This window comes from Herbidospora solisilvae, assembly GCF_009901565.1.
Lineage (GTDB): Bacteria > Actinomycetota > Actinomycetes > Streptosporangiales > Streptosporangiaceae > Herbidospora > Herbidospora solisilvae.
In genome coordinates this window covers 229,343-251,005 of the sequence record NZ_WXEW01000010.1, presented here as the reverse complement: position 1 = coordinate 251,005, position 21,663 = coordinate 229,343, and the positions used below count along the sequence as shown (strand labels likewise).

19 protein-coding genes are annotated in these 21,663 nt (G+C 72.2%); 9 read left to right on the top strand and 10 right to left on the bottom strand.

Annotated features, from left to right (window positions below):
* The first annotated feature begins 4 nt into the window (after window positions 1–4).
* From GT755_RS31725 to GT755_RS31710, 4 genes are all read left to right on the top strand, one after another.
* Entirely contained in the window at window positions 5–892 is an 888-nt protein-coding gene (locus GT755_RS31725; RefSeq protein ID WP_161483426.1) for a 5'-3' exonuclease, read from the top strand.
* 18 nt (window positions 893–910) lie between these two features.
* Window positions 911–2,350 carry an RNB domain-containing ribonuclease gene (locus GT755_RS31720; RefSeq protein WP_161483244.1) on the top strand — a complete coding sequence of 480 codons (1,440 nt, stop codon included), beginning with the start codon at window positions 911–913 and terminating at the stop codon, window positions 2,348–2,350.
* 93 nt (window positions 2,351–2,443) lie between these two features.
* Window positions 2,444–3,448 carry a methyltransferase gene (locus tag GT755_RS31715; protein ID WP_161483243.1) on the top strand — a complete coding sequence of 335 codons (1,005 nt, stop codon included), beginning with the start codon at window positions 2,444–2,446 and terminating at the stop codon, window positions 3,446–3,448.
* Window positions 3,441–4,931, top strand: coding sequence for an FAD-dependent oxidoreductase (locus GT755_RS31710; protein WP_202610724.1), 1,491 nt, complete (start codon window positions 3,441–3,443; stop codon window positions 4,929–4,931). The genes GT755_RS31715 and GT755_RS31710 overlap by 8 nt, the downstream gene beginning before the upstream one ends.
* Here the strand turns inward: GT755_RS31710 and pepN are convergent.
* Window positions 4,926–7,421 (bottom strand): aminopeptidase N, encoded by a 2,496-nt coding sequence (gene pepN, locus GT755_RS31705; RefSeq protein WP_161483242.1) that lies wholly within the window; start codon window positions 7,419–7,421, stop codon window positions 4,926–4,928. The two genes, GT755_RS31710 and pepN, sit on opposite strands and share 6 nt — an antisense overlap.
* A gap of 268 nt (window positions 7,422–7,689) precedes the next feature.
* Between pepN and GT755_RS31700 the strand changes: the two genes are divergently transcribed.
* The 5 genes from GT755_RS31700 (at window position 7,690) to GT755_RS31680 (ending at window position 12,119) form a co-directional block, all read left to right on the top strand.
* Complete coding sequence (locus tag GT755_RS31700; protein WP_062348674.1) at window positions 7,690–7,962, top strand: hypothetical protein; 273 nt, start codon at window positions 7,690–7,692, stop codon at window positions 7,960–7,962.
* A 210-nt stretch (window positions 7,963–8,172) separates the two neighbouring features.
* The gene (locus GT755_RS31695; protein ID WP_156045476.1) at window positions 8,173–8,493 is read left to right on the top strand and encodes a hypothetical protein; all 321 of its coding nucleotides are present in this window, start codon (window positions 8,173–8,175) and stop codon (window positions 8,491–8,493) included.
* Window positions 8,494–8,508: 15 nt separating this feature from the next.
* On the top strand, window positions 8,509–9,648 hold the full coding sequence (locus tag GT755_RS31690) for a phosphotransferase family protein (RefSeq protein ID WP_161483241.1): 1,140 nt from the start codon (window positions 8,509–8,511) through the stop codon (window positions 9,646–9,648).
* The gene (locus tag GT755_RS31685) at window positions 9,635–11,806 is read left to right on the top strand and encodes a lanthionine synthetase LanC family protein (protein WP_161483240.1); all 2,172 of its coding nucleotides are present in this window, start codon (window positions 9,635–9,637) and stop codon (window positions 11,804–11,806) included. Before GT755_RS31690 ends, GT755_RS31685 begins: the two co-directional genes overlap by 14 nt.
* Window positions 11,793–12,119 (top strand): hypothetical protein, encoded by a 327-nt coding sequence (locus GT755_RS31680; protein ID WP_030452415.1) that lies wholly within the window; start codon window positions 11,793–11,795, stop codon window positions 12,117–12,119. Before GT755_RS31685 ends, GT755_RS31680 begins: the two co-directional genes overlap by 14 nt.
* Here the strand turns inward: GT755_RS31680 and GT755_RS31675 are convergent, their stop codons facing one another.
* The 9 genes from GT755_RS31675 to GT755_RS31640 form a co-directional block, all read right to left on the bottom strand.
* Window positions 12,120–13,535, bottom strand: a complete 1,416-nt coding sequence (locus GT755_RS31675; RefSeq protein ID WP_161483239.1) for a DUF6297 family protein — start codon at window positions 13,533–13,535, stop codon at window positions 12,120–12,122.
* The gene (locus GT755_RS31670; RefSeq protein WP_161483238.1) at window positions 13,532–14,173 is read right to left on the bottom strand and encodes an ABC transporter ATP-binding protein; all 642 of its coding nucleotides are present in this window, start codon (window positions 14,171–14,173) and stop codon (window positions 13,532–13,534) included. The genes GT755_RS31675 and GT755_RS31670 overlap by 4 nt, the downstream gene beginning before the upstream one ends.
* Before the next feature lie 176 nt (window positions 14,174–14,349).
* Window positions 14,350–14,517 (bottom strand): hypothetical protein, encoded by a 168-nt coding sequence (locus GT755_RS38830; RefSeq protein WP_202610723.1) that lies wholly within the window; start codon window positions 14,515–14,517, stop codon window positions 14,350–14,352.
* Window positions 14,518–14,646: 129 nt separating this feature from the next.
* Window positions 14,647–17,355 (bottom strand): DEAD/DEAH box helicase, encoded by a 2,709-nt coding sequence (locus tag GT755_RS31665; protein WP_161483237.1) that lies wholly within the window; start codon window positions 17,353–17,355, stop codon window positions 14,647–14,649.
* Between the two features lie 25 nt (window positions 17,356–17,380).
* Window positions 17,381–18,235, bottom strand: coding sequence for a diacylglycerol/lipid kinase family protein (locus tag GT755_RS31660; protein WP_161483236.1), 855 nt, complete (start codon window positions 18,233–18,235; stop codon window positions 17,381–17,383).
* Window positions 18,232–19,086, bottom strand: coding sequence for a twin-arginine translocase subunit TatC (tatC, locus tag GT755_RS31655; protein WP_161483235.1), 855 nt, complete (start codon window positions 19,084–19,086; stop codon window positions 18,232–18,234). The genes GT755_RS31660 and tatC overlap by 4 nt, the downstream gene beginning before the upstream one ends.
* A 36-nt stretch (window positions 19,087–19,122) precedes the next feature.
* Complete coding sequence (gene tatA, locus GT755_RS31650; protein WP_161483234.1) at window positions 19,123–19,461, bottom strand: Sec-independent protein translocase subunit TatA; 339 nt, start codon at window positions 19,459–19,461, stop codon at window positions 19,123–19,125.
* A 307-nt stretch (window positions 19,462–19,768) separates the two neighbouring features.
* Window positions 19,769–20,719, bottom strand: a complete 951-nt coding sequence (locus GT755_RS31645; protein WP_328794616.1) for a helix-turn-helix transcriptional regulator — start codon at window positions 20,717–20,719, stop codon at window positions 19,769–19,771.
* Window positions 20,716–21,660, bottom strand: a complete 945-nt coding sequence (locus tag GT755_RS31640) for a helix-turn-helix transcriptional regulator (protein ID WP_161483233.1) — start codon at window positions 21,658–21,660, stop codon at window positions 20,716–20,718. Before GT755_RS31640 ends, GT755_RS31645 begins: the two co-directional genes overlap by 4 nt.
* Between the last annotated feature and the right edge of the window lie 3 nt (window positions 21,661–21,663).

Here is a 21,663-nt window from a genome sequence, read left to right as displayed (position 1 = left end):
GCTGATGCTTCTCGACACCCCGTCGCTCTACTTCCGCGCCTTCTACGGCGTACCGGAGTCGATGACCGCCCCTGACGGCATGCCCGTCAACGCCGTCCGGGGCCTGATCGACATGATCGCCACGCTGGTGAAGACCCACTCCCCCACCCATCTGGTCGCGGCGATGGACGCCGACTGGCGGCCCGCGTTCCGGGTGGCGGCGATCCCCTCGTACAAGGCCCACCGGGTGGCCTCGGGCGACGAGGAGGAGATCCCCGACACGCTGGCCCCGCAGGTGCCGGTCATCGAGAAGGTGCTCGCCGCCGTGGGCATCGCCTCCTTCGGCGTCGAGGGGTACGAGGCCGACGACGTCATCGGCACCCTCGCGACGGCCGCCACGCAGCCGGTCGAGATCGTCACCGGCGACCGCGACCTGTTCCAGCTCGTCGACGACGAGAAACGGCGCCGGGTCCTTTACACAGTAAGGGGAATTCGGAACCTGCAGACGGTCGACGAGGCCTGGGTCACCGCCAAGTACGGCATCCCCGGCCGCGCCTACGCCGACTTCGCGACGCTGCGGGGCGACCCCTCCGACGGGCTGCCCGGCGTGGCCGGGATCGGCGAGAAGACGGCCGCCTCGCTGATCACCCGGTTCGGCTCCCTCGACGCGCTGCTCGCCGCCGTCGGCGACGAGGGCTTCCCGGCCGGGGCGCGCAACAAGCTGGAGGCCGCCCGCGACTACCTCGCGGTCGCGCCCGCCGTGGTGAAGGTGGCCCACGACGTGCCGATCCCCCGGGGGTCGTTCGAGGTCCCGGCCAAGCCCCACGACCCCGAGGCGCTCATCGCGCTGGCCGACCGCTACGGGCTCGACAGCCCGCTCAACCGGCTGCTCGCGGTGCTCGGGAAGAGCTGAGCCGCTACGTTGAGGGGCGTGCCACACCGAAAAATCCGGATACCGGAGGCCGGGACACCGCGGCTGAGCGAGGGATTCGACCGGGTCCGCCGGGAGTTCGACCTGCCAGACGAGTTCCCCCCGGCGGTCCTCGAAGAGGCCACGGCCACCGCCGCGCGGCGCTTCGTCGGCGACGACCGCACCGACCTGCCGTTCCTGACCATCGACCCGCCCGGCTCGATGGACCTCGACCAGGCTCTCTGCCTGGAGGAACGCCAGGGCGGCGGCTACCGCGTCTGGTACGCCATCGCCGACGTGGGCTCCTTCGTCCGTCCCGGCGGCGCGATCGACCTGGAGGCCCGGCGGCGGGGCGAGACCGTCTACCTGCCCGACGGGCGGGTGCCCCTCCACCCGCCGGTGTTGTCGGAGGGCGCGGCCAGCCTGCTGCCCGGCGAGATCCGGCCGGTCGCCCTGTGGTGCATCGACCTCGACGCCGAGGGCGAGGTCGTCGGGTTCGACGTCCAGCCCGCGCTGGTGCGCAGCCGGGAGCGGCTCGACTACGACTACGTGCAGACCCTCGTCGACACCGGCCGCGCCGACGGCACGCTGCGGCTGCTGGCCGAGGTCGGGCCGCTGCGCATGGAGATCGAGCGGGCCCGGGGCGGGGTGACGCTGCCGACGCCCGACCAGGAGGTCGTCCGGTCGGGTGACGGCTACCGGGTGGAGTTCCGTTCGCCGCAGCCGTGCGAGGAGTGGAACGCGCAGATCTCCCTGCTCACCGGGATGTGCGCGGCGCAGCTGATGCTCGACGCCGAGGTGGGGGTGCTGCGGGTGCTGCCCGCCGCAGGGCCGGCCGACGTCGGCAAGGTGCGGCGGATGGCGCTGGCGCTCGGGGTGCCCTGGCCCGAGGGGGCCGGGTACGGCGAGGTCGTCCACGGCCTCGACCCCAAGATCCCCGGCCACGCCGCCTTCCTCCACGAGTCGACGGTCCTGCTGCGCGGCGCCGCCTACGTCGCCTTCGACGGCGAGCCGCCCCCCGACGCCCTGCACGCCGCCGTCGCCGCCCCCTACGCCCACGTGACCGCTCCCCTGCGGCGGCTGGTCGACCGTTACGCCACCGAGGTCTGCCTGGCCGTGGCGAGCGGCGAACCGGTGCCCGAGGAGATCAGCGAGGTGCTGGCGGCGCTGCCCCGCGAGATGGCCGTGGCCACCCGCCGATCGTCGGGGGTCGACCGGGCCTGCGTCGACCTGGTCGAGGCGTTCCTGCTCCGCGACCGGATCGGCGAGACCTTCGAGGCGGTCGTCGTCGACGTGGCCGAGAACGGCAAGAGCGGCCAGATCCAGCTCGCCGACCCGGCCGTGATCGCCCGCTGCGACGGGGCCGACCTGCCGCTGGGCCACCGGATTCCGGCCCGCCTGCTCCGGGCCGACACGGCGACGCGGGAGATCCGCTTCGCATGGGTGCCCGCGGCCGACTGAACCCGGATGAAGATCCTTACTCCCGGATTTATCGGCTGATATCGTCTCGGGTCAGGAAAGCATCGCGTACCACTGACAGTACGGGAGGCTCGATTGACACCTGATCTCGCAGGTCACGCCCGGATCATGGCACTGGCCGACCTGGTCACCCCGATGAGCGTCCGGACCGCGGTCACCCTCCGCCTCGCCGACCACCTGGACGCCGGCGACCTCACCGCCGACGACCTCGCCGCCCGCACCGGCGCCGTCCCCCGGCCGCTCCGCAAACTGCTCGACCACCTCGTCCACCTCGGCCTCCTGCGCGCCGCCGAGGGGCGGTACGGCCTGACCGACCTGGGCCGGCTGTTACGCCGGGGCGAGGCGCCGATGGGGCCGTTCGACCAGCTCGACCTCGACACGGTGCTCGGCCGGACCGAGTTGTCGGCCGTCCACCTGCTCCACAAGGTGCGCACCGGCCGGTCGGTCTACCACGGCATGTACGGCACCGACCTGTGGACCCACGTCGACCGGGCGCCGGGCACCCCCGACGATCTCAAGGCCCAGCTCGCGCTTCCGCCGGGGTTCGACATCGACGTCCTGCTCGACCACCCCGTGCTCGCGCGGGCCCGGACGGTCGTCGACGTCGGCGGGAACACCGGCGCCCTCGTCGAGGCCCTGCTCACCAGACATCCGGACCTGTCGGCCACGCTGATCGACCTGCCGAGTTTCGCCGGGGCCGCCGCGCAGCGGTTCGCCGCGGCCGGGCTCGACGGCCGGGCCGCCGCCCTCGCCCAGGACTTCTTCCAGCCCCTTCCGGCGGGCGCCGACGTGTACGTCCTGTCGGCGGTGCTGGCCGACTGGGACGACGAGACCGCGGTCCGGCTGCTGCGCAACTGCGCGCTCGCCGCGGGCGGCACCGGCCGGATCCTGGTCTCGGAGGTGAGCCTGACCGAGCGGCTGCGCCACGTCGACACGGGGATGACGTTGTGGTTCGAGGCCGTCATGGACAACCCCGACCGCTCCCCCGACGACCTCGCGGCGCTGGCGGCCGAGGCGGGGCTGAAGGTGGCGGCGGTCGAGCAGGCGGGCACCCGGATCGTGCTGGAACTCCATGGCTGAGCCGGTGGACCACGACGTCGTGGTGGTCGGCGGCGGCCCCGTGGGGTTGATGGCCGCGTGCGAGCTGGCGCTGGCCGGGGTGCGGGTGGCGGTGGTCGAGCGGCGTACCGACGTCGATCCGACCATCAAGGCGATCGGGTTGCACATCCCCTCGGTCGAGGCGTTCCAGCGGCGGGGGCTGCTGCCCGCGCTGCTCGACGCGCAGCGGCGGCACGCGAGCGAGCTGCTGGCCGCCCTCCCCCGGCGGATGGACCTGGGCCGGGTGCCCATGTCGTCCGACATCGCGGGGCACTTCGCCGGGATCACCGTCCCGCGTGCGCTGGTCGACTACGCCGATCCCGACTTCGGCGCGGCGTGGTCGCGGGACATGATGCCGGTCAGCCAGCAGGCCCTGGAGGCGATCCTCGCCGAACGGGCCGCCGCGCTGGGGGCCGAGCTGCGGCAGGGCGCCGAGATGGTGAAGTTCGCCGACGACGGCGAGGGGGTCGACGTCGAGCTCGATTCGGGCGAACGGTGGCGGTGCGCGTGGCTGGTGGGCGCCGACGGCGGGCGCAGCGCGGTCCGGCGGGGCGCGGGGTTCGACTTCCCCGGCACCGACCCCGAGATCACCGGGCACCAGGCCGTGGTGGAGTTCGCCGACCCGGAGGTGCTGAACCCGGGCTGGAACCGCACCGAGAACGGCATCTACGTCTACACGCCGCTGCCCGGCCGCATCCTCACCGTCGAGATGGACGGCGCGCCGCCCGACCGGCACGCGCCCGTCACCCACGCGGAGCTGCAGGACAGCGTCCGGCGGGTGTCGAAGACCGATGTCACGATCACCTCGGTGCGGTCGGCGACCCGATTCACCGACCACGCGCGGCAGGCGAGCACCTACGTGCGGGGCCGGGTCGTGCTCGCCGGCGACGCCGCCCACGTCCACTCCCCGTTCGGCGGGCAGGGGCTCAACCTGGGGCTCGGCGACGCGCTGAACCTGGGCTGGAAGCTCGCCGCCACGGTGCGGGGGTGGGCGCCGGCCGGGCTGCTCGACACCTACACGCGGGAACGGCACCCGGTCGGGGCGTGGGTGCTCGACTGGACGCGGGCGCAGATCGCGCTGATGCGGCTCGACCCGCTCACCGAGTCGCTGCGCCGCATCGTCGGCGATCTCGTCGCCACCCCGGGCGGCGCGACCTACATGGCGAAGAAGTTGTCGGGGGTGCTCCAGAAGTACGACCTGCCCGGCGACCATCCGCTGGTGGGCCGCAGCGTGCCCGACCCGGACGGCCGCGTCGCCGAGGCCCTGCGGAGCGGCCGGGCCGTCCTCACCGGCCCGGCCCACCTGGCCGGCGCCACGGCGGCGCGGGCCGGGCGGCTGGTCCACCTGGAGTCGGACACGCCGGTGCTGGTCCGTCCCGACGGGTACGTGGCCTGGGCGGGCACCGCTCCCGACGACACGGCCGGGCTGGAGGAGGCCGCGTGCCGCTGGCTCGGCGGGTCATGACGAACGGTCGAAGGCACGGGCGGCCAGCGCCCGTGCCAGCCGGGCCCGGCCCTCGCCCACCAGCCGGGCCAGGGCCGGGGGCGGGGCGGTCCGGGTGAGCCACTCCCCGACGGCGTCGACCGTGGCCTGGTCGACGGCCCACGAGGGGAACAGCACCATCGCCGGGCCCTGGGCGCGCTCGCCCCGCCGCCGCCACACGTCGCCGATCTCCTCCAGGTAGCGGGCGGCGTACGGCCGCAGCAGGTGCTTCTGGGCCGGGTGGGCGAAACCGCCGATCACCGCCTCGACGGTGGCGGCCGGGAGGCTCTCGTCGTGCATGGCCCGCCGCCACGCCTCCTCCTTGCGGCCGGGGCGCAGGGCGCGGGCCCGTTCGGCCTGAGAGGGGCCGAGGAAGGCCGGGCCCCGGGCGAGTTCGGCGTCGATCTCGGCGTCTCCGGCGACGCCGTGAGCGACCAGCGCCTGGACGACGCGCCAGCGCGTCAGCGGGTCGACGGGGTCCTCCAGCAGGCGGCGGACGCGCGTCAGGTGGTCCTCGTCCAGGACGCCGACCAGAAGCGCGTTGATCAGCACGTGGTGGCGGTCGGATCCCGGTTCGGCGGCCTCCGCCTGCTCGATCAGCCAGGTGGCGTGCGCGCGCCAGCCGCCGGGTGACCAGTCCGGGTCGGCGTAGGTGTCGAGCGCGGCGTGCGCCTGCTGGAGCAGCCGCCGCAGCACGCCGGTGTCGGTCTCGGCGGCCAGGCCGCGGTGGATCAGGGCCACGTAGTCGCGGGCGCGGAACTCGGCGTCCCGGGTCGTCTCCCAGACCGCCGACCAGGCCAGCGCCCGCGCGAGCGGGTCGGCCAGGTCGCCGATGCGGCGCGACAGGGCAGCCCGTGAGGCGGGGTCGAGGCGGATCTTGCAGTAGCCGAGGTCGTCGTCGTTGACCAGCACGAGGTCGCCCCGGTGGCGGCCGATCAGCTCGGGCACGTCGGTGCGGGCGCCGCTGACGTCGATCTCCTGCCGGTGGACGCGCACCAGCCGCCCGTGGCCGTCGTCGGCGTAGACGCCGACCGCCACGCGGTGGTCACGGAGCACGTCGGCCGACTGCTCGACGGCGAAGGCGGTGAAACGGCCGTCGGCGTCGGCCGACCAGACCGGGCGCAGGGTGGCGAGGCCGGTCGTCTCCAGCCATTGGCCGCTCCAGCGGGACAGGTCGCGTCCGGACGCCTTCTCCAGCGCCGCCAGCAGGTCGCGCAGCGTCGCGTTGCCCCACGCGTGGGCGGCGAAGTAGCCCCGCAGGCCGGTGAAGAAGTCGTCTGCGCCCACGTGGGCGGCCAGCTGCCGCAGCAGGCTCGCCCCCTTGGCGTAGGTGATGCCGTCGAAGTGCACGCCCGCCATCTCGACGTCCTGGACGTCGGCCACGACCGGATGGGTGGTGGGGAGCTGGTCCTGCTGGTAGGCCCACGCCTTCTGGATGTTGGCGAAGGTCGTCCAGGCCTGGGTGTGCCCGGTCGCCTCGGCCTGGGCCAGCACGCTCATGTACGTCGCGAACGCCTCGTTGAGCCACAGGTCGTCCCACCACCTCATGGTGACGAGGTCGCCGAACCACATGTGGGCCATCTCGTGGAGCACGGTCTCCTCACGGGCCCGCAGCTCGTGGGCGGTGACGTGGCCGCGGAAGATCATGTCCTCCTGGTAGGTGACGCAGGCGGCGTTCTCCATGGCCCCGGCGTTGAACTCCGGGACGAAGCACTGGTCGTACTTGGCGAAGGGGTAGGGGACGCCGAAGGTGTCGCGGTAGTAGGCCAGCCCCCGCCGCGTCTGGGCGAACAGGCGGTCGGCGTCCATGTGGGAGGCCAGGGAGGCCCGGCAGTAGAGGGCCAGCGGGATCTCGCCGTCCTCGTCGGCATGCCACTGGGCCCACGGCCCGGCCACGACCGCCACGAGGTAGGTGGGCAGCGGCGGCGTGGGGGCGAAGTGATGGCGGCGCGTCCCGTCGCCGGCCGGTTCGACGTGGCGTACCGGGCTGTTGGTCCGGACCGTCCACGACGCGGGGGCGGTCACGGTCACCGTGAACGGCGCCTTGAGGTCGGGCTGGTCGAAGCAGGCGAAGACCCGTTTGGCGTCGGCCGGCTGGAAGTGCGTGTACAGGTAGACCGCGCCGTCGGCGGGGTCGGTGAAGCGGTGCAGGCCCTGGCCGGTGCCGCCGTAGGCGCAGCGCGCCCGCACGGTCAGCTCGTTGCGGGCGGCCGGATCGGGCAGCACGACGCCCTCACACGGGTCGTACCGGCGCAGGTCGAGCGGGTGTCCGTTGAGGACCGCCTCGTCGGCCGACCGGGCCACCAGGTCGATCCACGTGGCCTCGCCCGGCCGCCGGCAGGCGAAGCGCACGGTGGTCACCGAGGTGAAGCCGTCGTCGCCGGTCAGGTCGAGGGCGACGTGGTAGGACTCCACGGCGATCAGCTCCGCCCGCAGGCGGGCCTGGTCTCTGGTCAGGTTGGGCGTTTCCACGGGCGACCTCGGCGAGTCGAGAGACGATCGTTTCCGGGCAGCCGTGACGGACGATATGTACGTCCGTAATCTCGCGTTCTCCGTGGCCCCCGATCCATTATTGATAACACAGAAACTGGCAGAAACGGACTTACTTCTTCGTTGACATGTTCCGGACAGATGTGGTGTTCTGCCTCTAGCCCACCCCTAATAGGAAGGTGAGTCAGGTATGACATCTGTTACAGCGACGCTACCCGCAGTAGAGGAGAAGACAGCCGATCCGCAGGTCATGAAGGACGTCAACGACGCCCTGATGGGAATTTCGGGATTCGCGGAGTTCAGCGCCGCGACCAACGGATTCCTCAAGGGCGACATCGACGTCGAGCAGGCGCTCGAGGCGATGGCCCCGTTCCTCCGCGGCGAGATCTGCCGTGACGAGGCCGACCGCGAACGCATGATCCAGCTCGGCCAGACCATCGAGGCGAAGTGCGGCTGGGCGTCCGTCCTGGCCACTCTCACCGCCTGCACGGCCGCCTTCAGCTGCTCCGGCTTCTGCTGCTGACCCGACGCTCCACCCGCTCCACCTGTGCGAGATCCGCCTTTCCACCGTGATCACGGGCCCTTCTCCTCGGCCCGGCGCCGCGAGTCGCACAGAAGAAAGACCGCCCTTTCGTGTCGGCGGCGCAATTCTGCGAGTGAACGTAGATGACAGGCTCAAACAGCAATCGGTACGCCGGAATCCGCCTGGGATTTCCTGGGCGGATTCCCGAGCATGCCCGAAAACGTCGAAGGAAATTCGGTGCCCGAGGGCTACGACATTCTTGAGCAGATCAATCTCGAACTGAAGAGCATCGACGGCGCCGCCGATTACCGGGCCGCCGCGCTCGGATTCATCAAGGGCGACCTCGAACTCGACGACGCGATCGAGGCGATGACACGGGTCCTGCACGGCGACGGCTACGGCAACGCCGAGCACCGCAGGCGCATCATCGAACTCGCGCAGACCGCCGAGGAGCGGTGCGGATTCATCACGATCACGGTGAGCATCGCGGGCTGCACGGCCGCGTTCAGTTGCTCGATGGGATGCTGCTGACCGATCGGAGATCCAGTGAACGCCGATTCCCCCGACGTCGTCGTGCGGGCCGACCGGCTCACCGCCGAGAAGTCGGTCTTCACCGCCGGCCGGCCCGTGCTCGACGAGGTGACCGCCGTCCGCGTCCTCGCCGCGCACGGCGTGCTGGACCCGGAACAGGTGCTGGACCCCCGGCTGACGGTCGTGGACGAATCACGCCGCTGCCGCTGCCTGATCGTGCGGCTCGCCGACGCCGGCTGGGTGGTCAAACAGGGCACCTCGGCCGAGACCCAGGAGACGCTCGACCGCGAGGCGGAGGTCTACCGTGTGCTGCGGGGCTCCTCCTTCGCGCCCTACCTGCCGCGTTTCTCCGCCTTCGACGACCACACCGGCCTGCTGGTCACCGAGTTCGTCGACGGGCAGGCCCCCCGCGACGCCCACATCGCCGACCCCGCCCGGCGGCCGGCGACGGCGGTCGGGATCGGCGCCGCCCTGGCCCGTCTCCACACCGTCGACGGCGACGGCGGCCTGCCGGTGCAGCAGCCGCCGCCCATCCTGCGCTGCGGGCACCCCACGCTCGACTCCATCGAGTTCCACAGCCCCGCCTCGCTGGAGGTGGTCCGCACCATCCAGTCCAGCCCGGCGCTGTCGGAGCTGCTGGACGGCGTACACGACCAGTGGACCGCCGACGCGATGGGACACGGCGACCTGCGCGGCGACAACATCCTCATCCGGCCCTCGGGCGAGCCGGTCTTCATCGACTGGGAGATGGGCGGGCCCGGCGACCGCCGCTGGGACATCGCCGGGCTGCTCACCGAACGCATCGTGTGGTGGCTCACCGACCCCGACGCGTGGGTGCCCATGGAGGGGCAGGTGACCGCGAACGCGGCGGCGGCCGAAGGGCTGCGCGAGATCCGCGGGTTCGCGCACGCCTTCCTCGGCAGCTACGTCGTCACCTACGCCGGCGAGCTCGACCTCGCCAAGGCCGGCCTCACCGACCTGATGCGCTGGTGCGGCGCGCGGCTGGTGCAGTTCGCCGTCGAGCAGACCCACCAGCGCAGCGTGCCGCTGGCGACCTCCCGGCAACTCCTGCAGATGGCGGCGAACTTCCACACCACCCCCGGCGTGGCCGCCCGGACCTTCTTCGGATTGGCGATCGACGATGGCGACCGATGACAACCGGGAGACCGTCGCCGCCGCGCTGGCCGCGGTGACCGTCTCCGCGACCTACGACCTGGCCTGGTTCGGCGAGGTCGTCGACACGATCCGGCCCCTGCCCGACGACGCCATGATGCGGGAGGCGGCCGGCTCCTTCGTCAGCCGCCTGCTCTACCGGGGCTGCTACCTGTTCGGCCGGCCGCGCCGCGAGGTGGCCGCCTTCCGCGAGTCGATCATGGAGGGCCTCCCCTCGACCCGGTCGGCCCGGTTCGTCAACGCCGCCGTGTACGCCGGCGCCCACGTCGCCCCCACCCGGAGACGGCTGCCCCTGATCACCGGCGACGCCGAACCGCTGGTCGATCTGGAAGGGGTCCGGGTCAGGCTCAGCCTCCCCGGCCCGGCCGAGCACGTCGAGGTGCACATCCCCGGCGTCTCGGTGACCAAGTCTCCGGGGTTCGTGCTCTTCCGCAGCCCTCACGGGCAACCCTCCGCCGACGGACAGCGCCTGGTGCGCCTCTACTGGAACCTGGCCGCCGCCGGCGCGGTCGCCCTCATCGAGCCCCTCACCCGGATCGTCGGCGACCTGCCCTTCCACTTCAAGGTCGTGCACGCCGACGCCGACTGGCCCGAACGGGCCGACAGCGCCGTGCTCTACATCGGCCACGACGACCTCGCCCGCGTCTGGCCGGCCCTGCGCGACCTCCACCGGCGGCTGCTGCCGATGATGCGCCCGTACGTCCCGGCGCTGACCCTTCGGGCCGGGCTCGGCCTGGGCGTCGCCGAGGACCCGGGCGGCGGCGAGAGCTACGGCATGTTCGTCTGCGAGCGCATCGCCGAAGGCCTCATGCGGGCGCACGCCGAGGGCACCGCCGACCGGGACGTCCAGCTCGCCCACGTCGCCGAGGCGTTCGAGAAGGCGGGACGGTCCCTGACCACCCCCCACGCCACCCCCGAGGTCGCCCGCCTCCTCGACGGGCTCACGGGCGCCGCCCCCGCGCCCGGACCGGTCGCCCCCGGCGGCCTGACCGGCGAGGCCGAACGGCTCGCCCGGCGGATGGCCGCCGACGCCCTGGTCCACGGCGACCGCTGCACCTGGCTCAAACCCCACCCCGACATCGGCGGCCGGGCCGGATGGGTCCCGATGAGCGCCGACGTCTACGACGGCACCGCCGGGATGGCCCTGTTCCTCTCCCAGCTCGGCGACCCCGCCTTCACCCGCCTCGCCGCCAAGGCGGCCCGGCAGGCCCTCGCCACCGCCGCCGACCTGCCCGGCCCCGGCCTCTACAGCGGCACCTCGGGCACCGGCCTCGCGGTGGCCCTGGCCGGACGCGCCATCGGCGACGGCGAACTGGTCGAGCGCGGTTTCGCCCTCGTGGACGCCGCCGCCCGCGACGCGCTGACCGGCGATGTGCCCGCCGACGTGATCGACGGGACGGCCGGGGCGCTGCTGGCCGTCCTGACCGCCCACGACCTCGGCAACCCGACCGGCCTCGGCCACGCCGCCGACCTGGGCGCCGCGCTGATCGGCAGGGGCGAGGACACCGGCGGCGCCCTGTCGTGGGCCCCCGGCTTCGTCGGGTACGCCCACGGCGCGGCCGGATGCGCGCTCGCGTTGGCCGAACTCGCCGAGGCGACCGGCGAGGCCGCCTTCCTGGCAGCCGCCGAGCGGGCGGTCGCCTACGAACGCACGTGGTTCCACGACGGCAACTGGCGCGACGCCCGCACCGCCCACGAGCGCGGCCCCGGCGGCGACCTGACCCTCGAACCCGACATCAACCGCTACGACTGGTGTTACGGCGCGCCCGGCATCGCCCTCACCCGAGGCCGGCTGGACCCCCGCGAGGCCCGGATCGGGTTCGCCGCCGCCCGCCGGGCCGCCACGAGCCATCCCGCCCTCGTCTACGACATGTGCCTGTGCCACGGCGCGGCCGGCATCGCCGAGATCCTCTCCCTCGCCCCGGCCGAACACGCCGAGGACGGCGACGCCGGCCTCGCCCGCGAGATGACCCGCCGCGCCCTGGCCGCCCACCACGACGACCTGGCCTGGCCCCGCGGCCACGGCCTCATGCTCGGCGCCGCCGGGGTCGCGCTGGCCGCCCTGCGCCGCGACGACCCCGCGATCGTGTCACCCCTGCATCTGCCGCACCCCCGAGGAGGCCTCCGTGGACGACGCTGAGCAGCCGAAGCCGCCGTACGACGTGACCGCCCTGCTCGTGGAGCTCCAGCGGTCGTGGGCGACGGTGCCCGGCATCGACGACTTCGTCGGCTCCGGCGCGGCCTTCGTCAAGGGCGAGGAGCCCGACCTTGAGAAGACCGTCGACCGCATGATGTCGTTCTTCAACGGCGAGATCGGCGGCTACTCCACCGAACGCCAGCGGCTCGTGCTGCTGGCCCAGAACATGCGCAAACGCGCCGGCGGCGTGCCGATCGTGCTGCTGACGTTCACGACGTGCACCGAAGTGCTCTCGTGCTCGTACGCCTGTTGCTAGTCACCCGGCGATCACGGTCTGCAGGAGGGCCAGCCCGGCCAGCAGCGCCGGGCCGCGCACCAGTTGCAGGATCAGCCCGAGGGGCGTCGGGCCGAACAGCCCGACGTCCACCAGAGGGCTGGAGTAGTCGAGCGGCGGCCGGGTCGCCACCCGGTAGGTCACCGCCAGCGCGCCCGCCGCCGACACCGCCGCCGTCAGCAGCGACAACCCCGGAACCAGCGCCCAGGTGACGGCCGACCAGACCACCGCCCCGGCGGCCGGGACGGTCAGGAACGTGAGCGTCAGCATCAGATCGGAGCCGCCCAGCGCCCGCCGAATAGACGGAGAACGCGAAACGACGCGCAATCCGGCCGCCAATCTGTCGACGGCCGCGAATGCCGTCACGGTGTGCAGCGCGGGCAGAAATGCGTCGAGCCCGACGACATAGGCGCCATAAGGAACGGAAATCAGCGCCGCCCACATGAAGAATCCCGTCGGCATGCGCCGGATTCGGGCCAGATCGCTTTTCACCAATGCGGTGAATCGATTTCCGCGAATCGCCGCCGGACGCACCCGCGCCACCGCCCGCGCCCGCCGTTCGAGCACGATGGACCAGAACATCGTCACGTCGAGGGAGAGCACCGACACGTGCGTCGCGGTGGCCAGTTCGGCCCCGGACGACACCTTCCCGCGTGTCATCGCCCCGAGGCTGCGCCGCGCCCACTCGGCCGCGGCCACCGCCGCCGCCAGCGCGACGGCCGCCGCCACGGTGAACGGAACCGGCCCCGCCGACTCCAGCCCGGTCAGCGTCAGGTCGGGGCGCAGCGCGAGCACCGCCACCGCGACCCCGACCAGCGTGTAGGCCGCCCCGCTCAGCCACCGCTGGACGGCCGCGACCGGCCGCTCCCCCGCCTGCGCCAGCACGCACAGGCAGGTCAGCACCACTCCGGCCGCCGCCCAGCAGACCACCCACGCGACGACCGGCACCGACAACCGGGTCACCGCCAGGAAGACGAACCCGATGACCGCGCACACCGCCGCGCCCGCCGTCACCGCCGCCGCCAGATGCCCGCGCAGCAGGGCGCCCCGGTCGACGGGGGTGCTGAGCAGCCACGTGCGGGCCGGCGACCCGGCGTAGAGCGGGCCGAACGCCAGCAGCGCCTTGGCCAGCAGCACCAGGCAGGCCAGGGCCAGGACCGCCGCCGTGAGCTGGGTGACGGACGTGCGCACCAGGTCGGGCACGCCGCCGCCGGCCTCGATGCGCGCCACCCCGGCCTGGGTGACCTCGACCACGAGCCCGCCCAGAACGCCCAGGTAGATGAGGCGCTCGATGAGCATCGAGAGCAGGAAGCCCAGGGGGCGGCGCGGGCGGCGGGCCCGCCTGCGGTGGCGGAGCTCGGCGGCCCCCGGCAGCGCCCGGACCCCGATGACCGTCATCCGGCCACCTCGATCGTGCGGTCGGCGACCGCGTCGATCAGGTCACGGTCGTGGGAGGTGAACAGCACGGCCACACCCGCCGCCTTCTCCTTCTGGAGCCGGTCGGCGAGCCAGGCCCGCCCCTTCACGTCGAGACGCTGCTCGGGTTCGTCGAGCAGCAGCAGCCGACGCGGCCTGACCAGGCAGGAGGCCAGCCCGAGCCGGTGGCGCTGGCCGCTGGACAGGGTGATCGGCAGTTGGTCGGCGGCCCCTTCGAGGTCGAGGTCGCGCAGCGTGGCCGCCACCAGGGCGTCGGGGTCGTCGGCGCCGTGGGCCCAGGCGTAGAGGGCCAGGTGGTCGACGACCGACATGTCGGGGAAGTAGTCGACGTCGTCGAGCAGGCAGGCCATCGCCGCCCGGACCGCGGGGTCGGACTCGCGCAGCGGCACGCCGTCGAACTCCACCAGCCCCTCGTCGGCGTCTTCCACCCCGGCGACGCACCGCAGCAGGGTCGTCTTCCCCGACCCGTTCGCCCCGACCACGGCCACCGCCTCACCGGAGCCGATCGAGAAGCCGACGTCGTGCAGCACCGGCAGGCGGGAATAGGATTTGTGCAGACCGGACACGCGCAGCAATGCGGATGGGGCCGTTGCGCTCATCGGGGATTACACTCCTCAATCGTCCGGAGATGTCGTACCGCTAATGTGCTCAATTGGCGTCGGCCAAAGTGATTGTAACCGAATGCGTCAGCGTCCGGTTCGCGGCCGGAAAATGCGCCGGGAATACGCGAAGGGCCGCCCCGCGCGATCACGGAGCGGCCCTTTACAAAGTCAGGTCACTTCTTGAGGCTCCACGTGGTGCCGTAGCCGCCCAGGTGCAGGGCCAGGAACACGGCGCCGGCGATGGTCAGCGTGGTCACGGTCAGGACCGCGCCGACGGCGTAGCCGCCGATCGCGAAGACGAGGGCGACGAGGAACAGGACAGCGGCGAGGAGAGCGAACATCCGGACCTCCAGGGGCGTGGGGTGTTACATAGCGGATTTCCGCCGTGTAACACCCGGAATCTCCCCATGGGGATACGGTGGGCGAACGAACCACTACCCGCGCCTGACCGGGCGGTCAGTTCGCCCCGATCACGTCAGCGACGAGTAGGCCACCACCCCGCGCCGCATGGCGTCGATCGCCTTCCCCGAGGTCTCGCGCACCTTGCTGCCCTTGGGCGCCGCGTCGCGCAACTGGCCCAGCAGGTCGAGCAGCTGCTTGATCCACCGGACGAAGTCACCCGCCGCCAGGTCGTTGTCGGTCAGCACCGCGTCGAGGGTGTGCCCCTTGGCCCAGCGCCAGGCCGCCCACGCGAAGCTCATGTCGGGCTCGCGGGTGAACGACAGGTCGTGGTCCTGCTCGACGGCCTCCAGGTCGGCCCACAACTTCACCATCGACGCCAGGGCCTCTTTCGCGGCCCCGGCCGGGACGCGGGGGCTGCGGTTGTCGTCGGTCTGGCGTGACTCGTAGACCAGGGACGAGACGCAGGCGGCCAGTTCGGCGGGGTCGAGCTTCTCCCAGATGCCGCCGCGCAGGCACTCGGCGGTCAGCAGGTCGAGCTCGGTGTAGAGCTTGGCGAGGCGGCGGCCCTCGTCGGTGACGGTCTCGCCGTCGAGGTAGCCGAGCTCGTCGAGGATGCCGCAGACCCGGTCGAAGGTGCGGGCGATGACGTGGGAGCGGCCTTCGACGCGGCGGCGCAGGCCCTCGGTCTCGCGCAGCAGCTTGTAGTAGCGCTCGGCCCAGCGGGCGTGGTCTTCGCGCTCGTCGCAGCCGTGGCAGGGATGCTGGCGCAGCTCGCGGCGCAGCCGCAGGATCTCGTCGTCCTCGGCCGCGTGGTCGCGGGCGCGCACCGGCTTGCCCAGGTCGACGTCGCCCAGCTTGGCGTGCATGGTGGCGACCAGGTTGGCCCGCTCCTTGGGGCTGCGGGCGTTGAAGTTGCGCGGCACCCGGATGCGCTCGACCGGCTCGACCGGCACCGGGAAGTCGGCCGGGGTCAGCTTCTTGACCTGTTTGCCGACCGTCAGCACCAGCAGCGACGGGCCCTCGCCGCGCACGCTCACCCCCGGGTCGAGGACGACGGCCAGCCCGGCCCGGCGCCCGCCCGGGATGCGGATCACGTCGCCGACCTTCAGCACCTCCAGGCTCTGCACCGCCTGTGCCCGCCGGGCCGCGCCGCGCTGCTTGGACAACTCGGCCTCACGGTCGGACAGCGCCCGCCGCAGCGCGGCGTATTCGGGGAAGTCGCCCAGGTGGCAGGTCATCGCCTCCTTGTAGCCCCGCAGCGCGTCTTCGTGCTTGCGCAGCTGGCGGGCCAGCCCGACGACAGCGCGGTCGGCCTGGAACTGGGCGAAGGAGTCTTCCAGCAGGGCCCGCGCCCGCTCGCGGCCGACCTGGCCCACCAGGTTCACGGCCATGTTGTAGGAGGGCCGGAAGCTCGACCGCAGCGGGTAGGTGCGGGTGCTGGCCAGGCCCGCGACGCCGATCGGGTCCATGCCGGGCTGGTAGACGACCACCGCGTGGCCCTCGACGTCGATGCCGCGGCGGCCGGCCCGGCCGGTGAGCTGGGTGTATTCGCCCGGGGTCAGGTCGGCGTGGGTCTCGCCGTTCCACTTGTCGAGCTTCTCGATGACGACCGAGCGGGCCGGCATGTTGATGCCCAGGGCCAAAGTCTCGGTCGCGAAGACGGCCTTGACCAGGCCCTTGGTGAACAGCTCCTCGACGACCTCCTTGAAGGCCGGGAGCATGCCCGCGTGGTGGGCGGCCAGGCCGCGCTCCAGGCAGTCGCGGAAGTCGAGGTAGCCCAGCACCGCGAGGTCTTCGTCGGGCAGGTGGGCGGTGCGCTCGTCGACCAGCTGCCGGATCTCGTGGCGCTCCTCGTCGGTGGTGAGCCGCAGGCCCGCGTAGAGGCACTGCTTGACGGCGGCGTCGCAGCCCGCGCGGGAGAAGATGAACGTGATCGCCGGCAGCAGGCCCTCGGAGTCGAGACGCTCGATCACCTGGGCGCGGTCGTGGGGGGTGCGCCGGGGGCGGTTGTAGCCGCGTTTGCCGCGCGCCTGGTTGAGGCGCTGCTCGTCGCGGGAGATGCGCATCAGGTTGGCGTTGATGCGGGTCGCGCCGTCTTCGCTGGCGAACAGGTCGTAGAGGCGGTTGCCGACCAGCATGTGCTGCCACAGCGGGACCGGGCGGTGCTCGTCGACGATCACCGTCGTGTCGCCCCGGACCGCCCCCAGCCACTCGCCGAACTCCTCGGCGTTGGAGACCGTGGCCGACAGGGCGACCACGCGCACCGACTCGGGCAGGTGGATGATCACCTCTTCCCAGACGGCGCCACGGAACCGGTCGGCGAGGTAGTGGACCTCGTCCATGACCACGTAGCCGAGCCCGCTGAGGGTTTGGGAGCCCGCGTAGAGCATGTTGCGCAGCACCTCGGTCGTCATGATGACGATCGGGGCGTCGCCGTTGACGCTGTTGTCGCCGGTCAGCAGACCCACGTTGGCGGCGCCGTAGCGCCGCACCAGGTCGTTGAACTTCTGGTTCGACAGCGCCTTGATGGGCGTCGTGTAGAAGCACTTGCGGCCCTGCTCCAGGGCCAGGTGGACGGCGAACTCGCCGACCACGGTCTTTCCGGACCCCGTGGGGGCCGCCACCAGCACGCCGTCTCCGGCCTCCAGCGCCTGGCAGGCGTCGAGCTGGAACTCGTCGAGCTCGAAGTCGTACAACCCGCGGAACGAGGTGAGCGCCGGGCCCGACTCGGTCTGCTGGTCACGGAAGGCGGCGTAGCGTTCCGCAGGCGTGCTCATGCCGTCAACCCTACCGATATTCCTGTTACGGCCGTGTCATCACCGTCAGCGCACCGGCACGGGCCGTGCAGGTCAGCGGGGTCGGTCCGGCGCGTTCCCCGTCGGCGTAGGCGATCACGCCGGGTGCCTCCAGGGTCACGGAAGCGGCACGATGGATCTCCACGGCCGGATGACTGCCATGGGTGCCCAGGAAGACCTTGGGAAAGGCCCGCAGGAAGGCGGCCGTCGGCAGCGCCTTGAGGATCACCACGTCGAGCAGTCCGTCGTCGGGCCGGGCGGTCGGGCAGATCTTCATCCCGTTCCCGTACGACCGGGTGTTCCCCACGGCCACCAGCATCGCGTCGACCTCCACGGCGGGGTGGTGGTCGAGGGTGACCCGGAAGGGGATCGGCCGGAACTCCCGCAGTTCCCGGAGCACGGCGGTGACGTAGCGGGCCGGGCCGGTCATCGCGTTGGCGCGCTCGTTGACGCGGGAGTCGAACCCGCAGGCCAGCACCCCGGCGAACCAGCGGTCGCCCACGGTGGCGGCGTCGATGACGCGGGGCACTCCCCTGGTGACCAGGTCGGCGGCGGCCAACGGGTCACGCGGCACGCCGAGGTCGGCGGCGATGTCGTTGCCGGTGCCCATGGGGACGATCGCCAGCGGGACGCCCGTGCCGGCCACCGCCTGCACCGCCAGGTGCACCAGGCCGTCGCCCCCGCACGCGACCACGACCGGCGGCCGTCGCCGCACGGCGGCGCGGGCCCGTTCGAGCGTGTCGCCCGCCGACGCGCCCGTGATCACCTCGGGGTCACGCAGCCGCGCCAGGACCGGGCCGAGGCGGCGGGCCGCCCGGCCGCCTCGGGCGGCCGGGTTCACCAGGACGACGGGCCGGCTCACTCGGCCGGGGTTCCGTCGAGCTCCTCTTCGATCTGCCGGGCCTTGAGGGCCGCGGCGGCGTCGGCACGTTTGTCGTGGAAGTACATGAACGCCTCGGCCACGAAGAACAGGGCGATCATCGGCAGCGCGAGCGCGAGCATCGTGAACGGATCCTGGCTCGGAGTCGCGACGGCCGAGAAGACGAAGAACCCGAAGACCACCATGCGCTGGTGCTTGGCCACGACCTCGTAGCGGACCACGCCGATCAGGTTCAGGAAGACCAGCAGCAGCGGCAGCAGGAACGACACGCCGAAGATCAGCAGCATCATCATCAGGAACGTGAGGTAGTCGTTCACGTCGATGAGCGGCACGGAGTTGTCGGGCACGAACCCCAGCAGCAGCGACAGGCCCTTGTCCATCGTCAGGTAGGCGAGGGTCGCGCCGGCCAGGAACAGCGGCAGCGCCAGGCCGAGGAAGGTGTAGCTGTAGCGCTTCTCGTTCCGGTAGAGACCGGGCGTCACGAACGCCCAGATCTGGTAGATCCACAGGGGCGAGGCCACCACGACGCCGAAGATGAAGGCCACCTTCAGGTTGATGAAGAGGCCCCCGGTGACGCTGTTGACCACGAGGCTGCACTCGGTGCCGCCGCCGAGCCGGTAGGCGTCGGGCAGCCGGCAGAACGGCCCGGTCATGAAATCCCAGATCGGGTCGAAGAAGACCAGACCCACGATCGTCGCGAGCACCACGCCGATGATCATCTTGAACAGGCGGTTGCGCAGCTCGCGGAGGTGGTCCATGAGCGACATGCGCCCATCGGGATCGTCCGCCGCGGCCGAGGGCTTCGGCGTCGACGACCTCTTCAACAGGGCCATCCCATGATCCTGTCTCGAAAGAAGGTGCGGCGGGGGTCAGTTCTTCTTGTCGGACGGCTGCGCGGCCGGCTGCGAGGTGGCGCGGAGCTTCGCGTTCTCCTCTTCGAGCTGGCGGAGCCGGTCTTCGACCGAGGGTGTCGGCGTGGCGGGCGGGATCTGCGCCGGCGGCGCCGGGGCCGGCTGCGGCGTCACGGTCTCGGCCTGCACCACGGTGGCCTTGTCGTCGTCGTCTTCGCGGAGCTTCTGCGTCTCCTTCTTGAACAGGCGCAGCGACTGGCCCAGGGCACGAGCCGTGTCGGGGAGCTTCTTGGCGCCGAACAGCAGAATGACGATGAGCCCGATGATGATCAGCTCAGTGGGTCCCAGGCTTCCCATGACACGTCCTTAAGGGGCGGGTGATGCACGTCCTTGCCCGATCGTACGCTGCGATCGCAGTGCTCATCACCCTTCAGGGGGACGAATCGGGTCCATTCGGCTCTTGGCCCGCTCGATTTCGGCCCCCAGTCCCCGGGCCGCAACGAAGACCCGGACGGCCAGAAACCCCACGAGGAGCAGCCCTGCCGCGCCCAGGCCGACCAATAACCAGATCACGAAAATCCCTCTTCTTCAGCCGAAAACAGCGTCACCCTGCCGACATGATTCCTTCACCGCCGACCCGGTTCCGGCTACCCCCATGAGGGGCCTACAGGCTGCCCTCGTAGTTGGCCAGGGTGCGTTTGGCCGTCTCGGCGACCCGTTCGGCCAGGCTCTCGGGGCGGACGACCCGGCCGGAGTCGCCCAGCCGCAGGGCCAGGCGTACCAGCCAGCCCTGGTCGCGGGCGCGCAGGGCCACCCGCTGGCGGCCCTCGCCGAGCTCCTCGACCTCTTCGACCGGGTAGTACTCGGAGATCCACCGCCCCGACGGGGTGACCTCCAGCTCGACCAGCTCGTCGGTGTCGGAGGGGCGGAAGACGCCCTGGGTGACGTCCATCGGCTCAGCCTCGGCGGGCGGGTCGGCGGCCACGTCGAGGACGGCGACCTCCTGGATCCGGTCGACGCGGAACATCCGCATCGCCTCGGCCCGGTAGCACCAGCCCTCCAGGTAGTGGCGCCCGTCGACCAGCACCACCCGCAGCGGGTCGACCTCGCGGGGGGTGACCTCGTCGCGGCCGGGGGTGTAGTAGACGAGCGAGAGGCGGCGCTTGCGCCGGGCGGCGTCGGTGACGGTCGCCAGCGCGCCCGGGGCGGCCTCGACCTCGACGGTGACCTGGGTGCTGACGGCGGCGGCGCCGTCGCCGGCGGCCTGCTCCAGCTTGGCCACGACCCGGCCCAGGACCTCGCCGCCGGCGAACTCGGGCAGCTCGCCGAGCATGCGGAGGGCCACCAGGAGCGCGCTGGCCTCGTCGACGCCGAGCTTCAGCGGCCGGGCGATGGTGTCGGCGTTGTCGATGAGGATCTCGCCGCCGTCCCAGGAGACGTCGATCAGGTCGCCGGGGGTGTGGCCGGGCAGGCCGCACATCCAGACGAGCTGGAGGTCGTCGATGAGCTGCTTCTCGTTGAGCCCGAAGACCTTGGCGACCTCGGGCACCGAGGCGCCCGGGTGGGACATCAGGTAGGGCACGAGGGCGAGCAGCCGCGGAAGCCGGTCGTTCAATGGAGGGCGCCCTTCAGACGGCGGATCACGGCCTCACGGGCGTCGGGCGGACCGTCGATCACCGCGTCGGGACCGAGGCTGGCCAGCCAGCCCGCGAGCCTCTCGGGGTCGGTGAAGACGATGTCGGCCTCGTCCCAGTCGGCGCCGGGCCGCACCTCGCGGGCGAGGTGGCGCAGGCCCTGGCAGGTGCCGGGGCGGACGCGCACCGTTGCGGTCCGCTCGGGGCCCGGGTCGTCTCCCGCGTACGCCACCAGCGCCCGCAGGTCGGCGCCCTCGGGCACCTCGACCGATCCCGGCCGCCCGGTGGGCGTGACGTCGCCGGCGATCCGGCTGAGCCGGAAGACGCGGGTGCCGTTCCGGGTGCGGTCGTGGCCGACGACGTACCAGCGGCCGCGGCGCGAGAGCACGCCCCACGGCTCGACCACGCGCTTCAGCACCGTCTCGCTGCCCGCCGAGCGGTAGTGGAAGGTGACGGCGCGGCGGTCGCGGACGGCTTCCCACAGCGGCGTGAAGGCGGCGTCGCGGGTGTCGACCCGCAGTTCCAGGGGGCCTTCTGCCAGGTCGGTCTCGACCCCGCCGGCCTTGAGCTTGAGCATCGCGCCCCCGGCCGCCTCGGCGAGGCTGGCCCGCTGCCAGACCTGCGCGGCCAGGCCGAGCACGGCGGCCTCGTCGGGCTCCAGCGTGATCTCGGGCAGTTCGTAGGACTGCTTGACGATGCGATAGCCGGGGTCGTCCTCCCACGGGTCCTTCTGGACCTCGATCGGGATGCCGATCTCGCGGAGCTCGTTCTTGTCCCGCTCGAACATCCGCTGGAAGGCCTCGTCGTTGACCGGGTCGTACCCGGGCACCGCGAAGCGGATCTGTTCCGCACTCAGCGGACGCCGGGTCGACAGCAGGCAGATCACCAGATTCAGCAACCGTTCCGTCTTCCGCCGCGACATCGG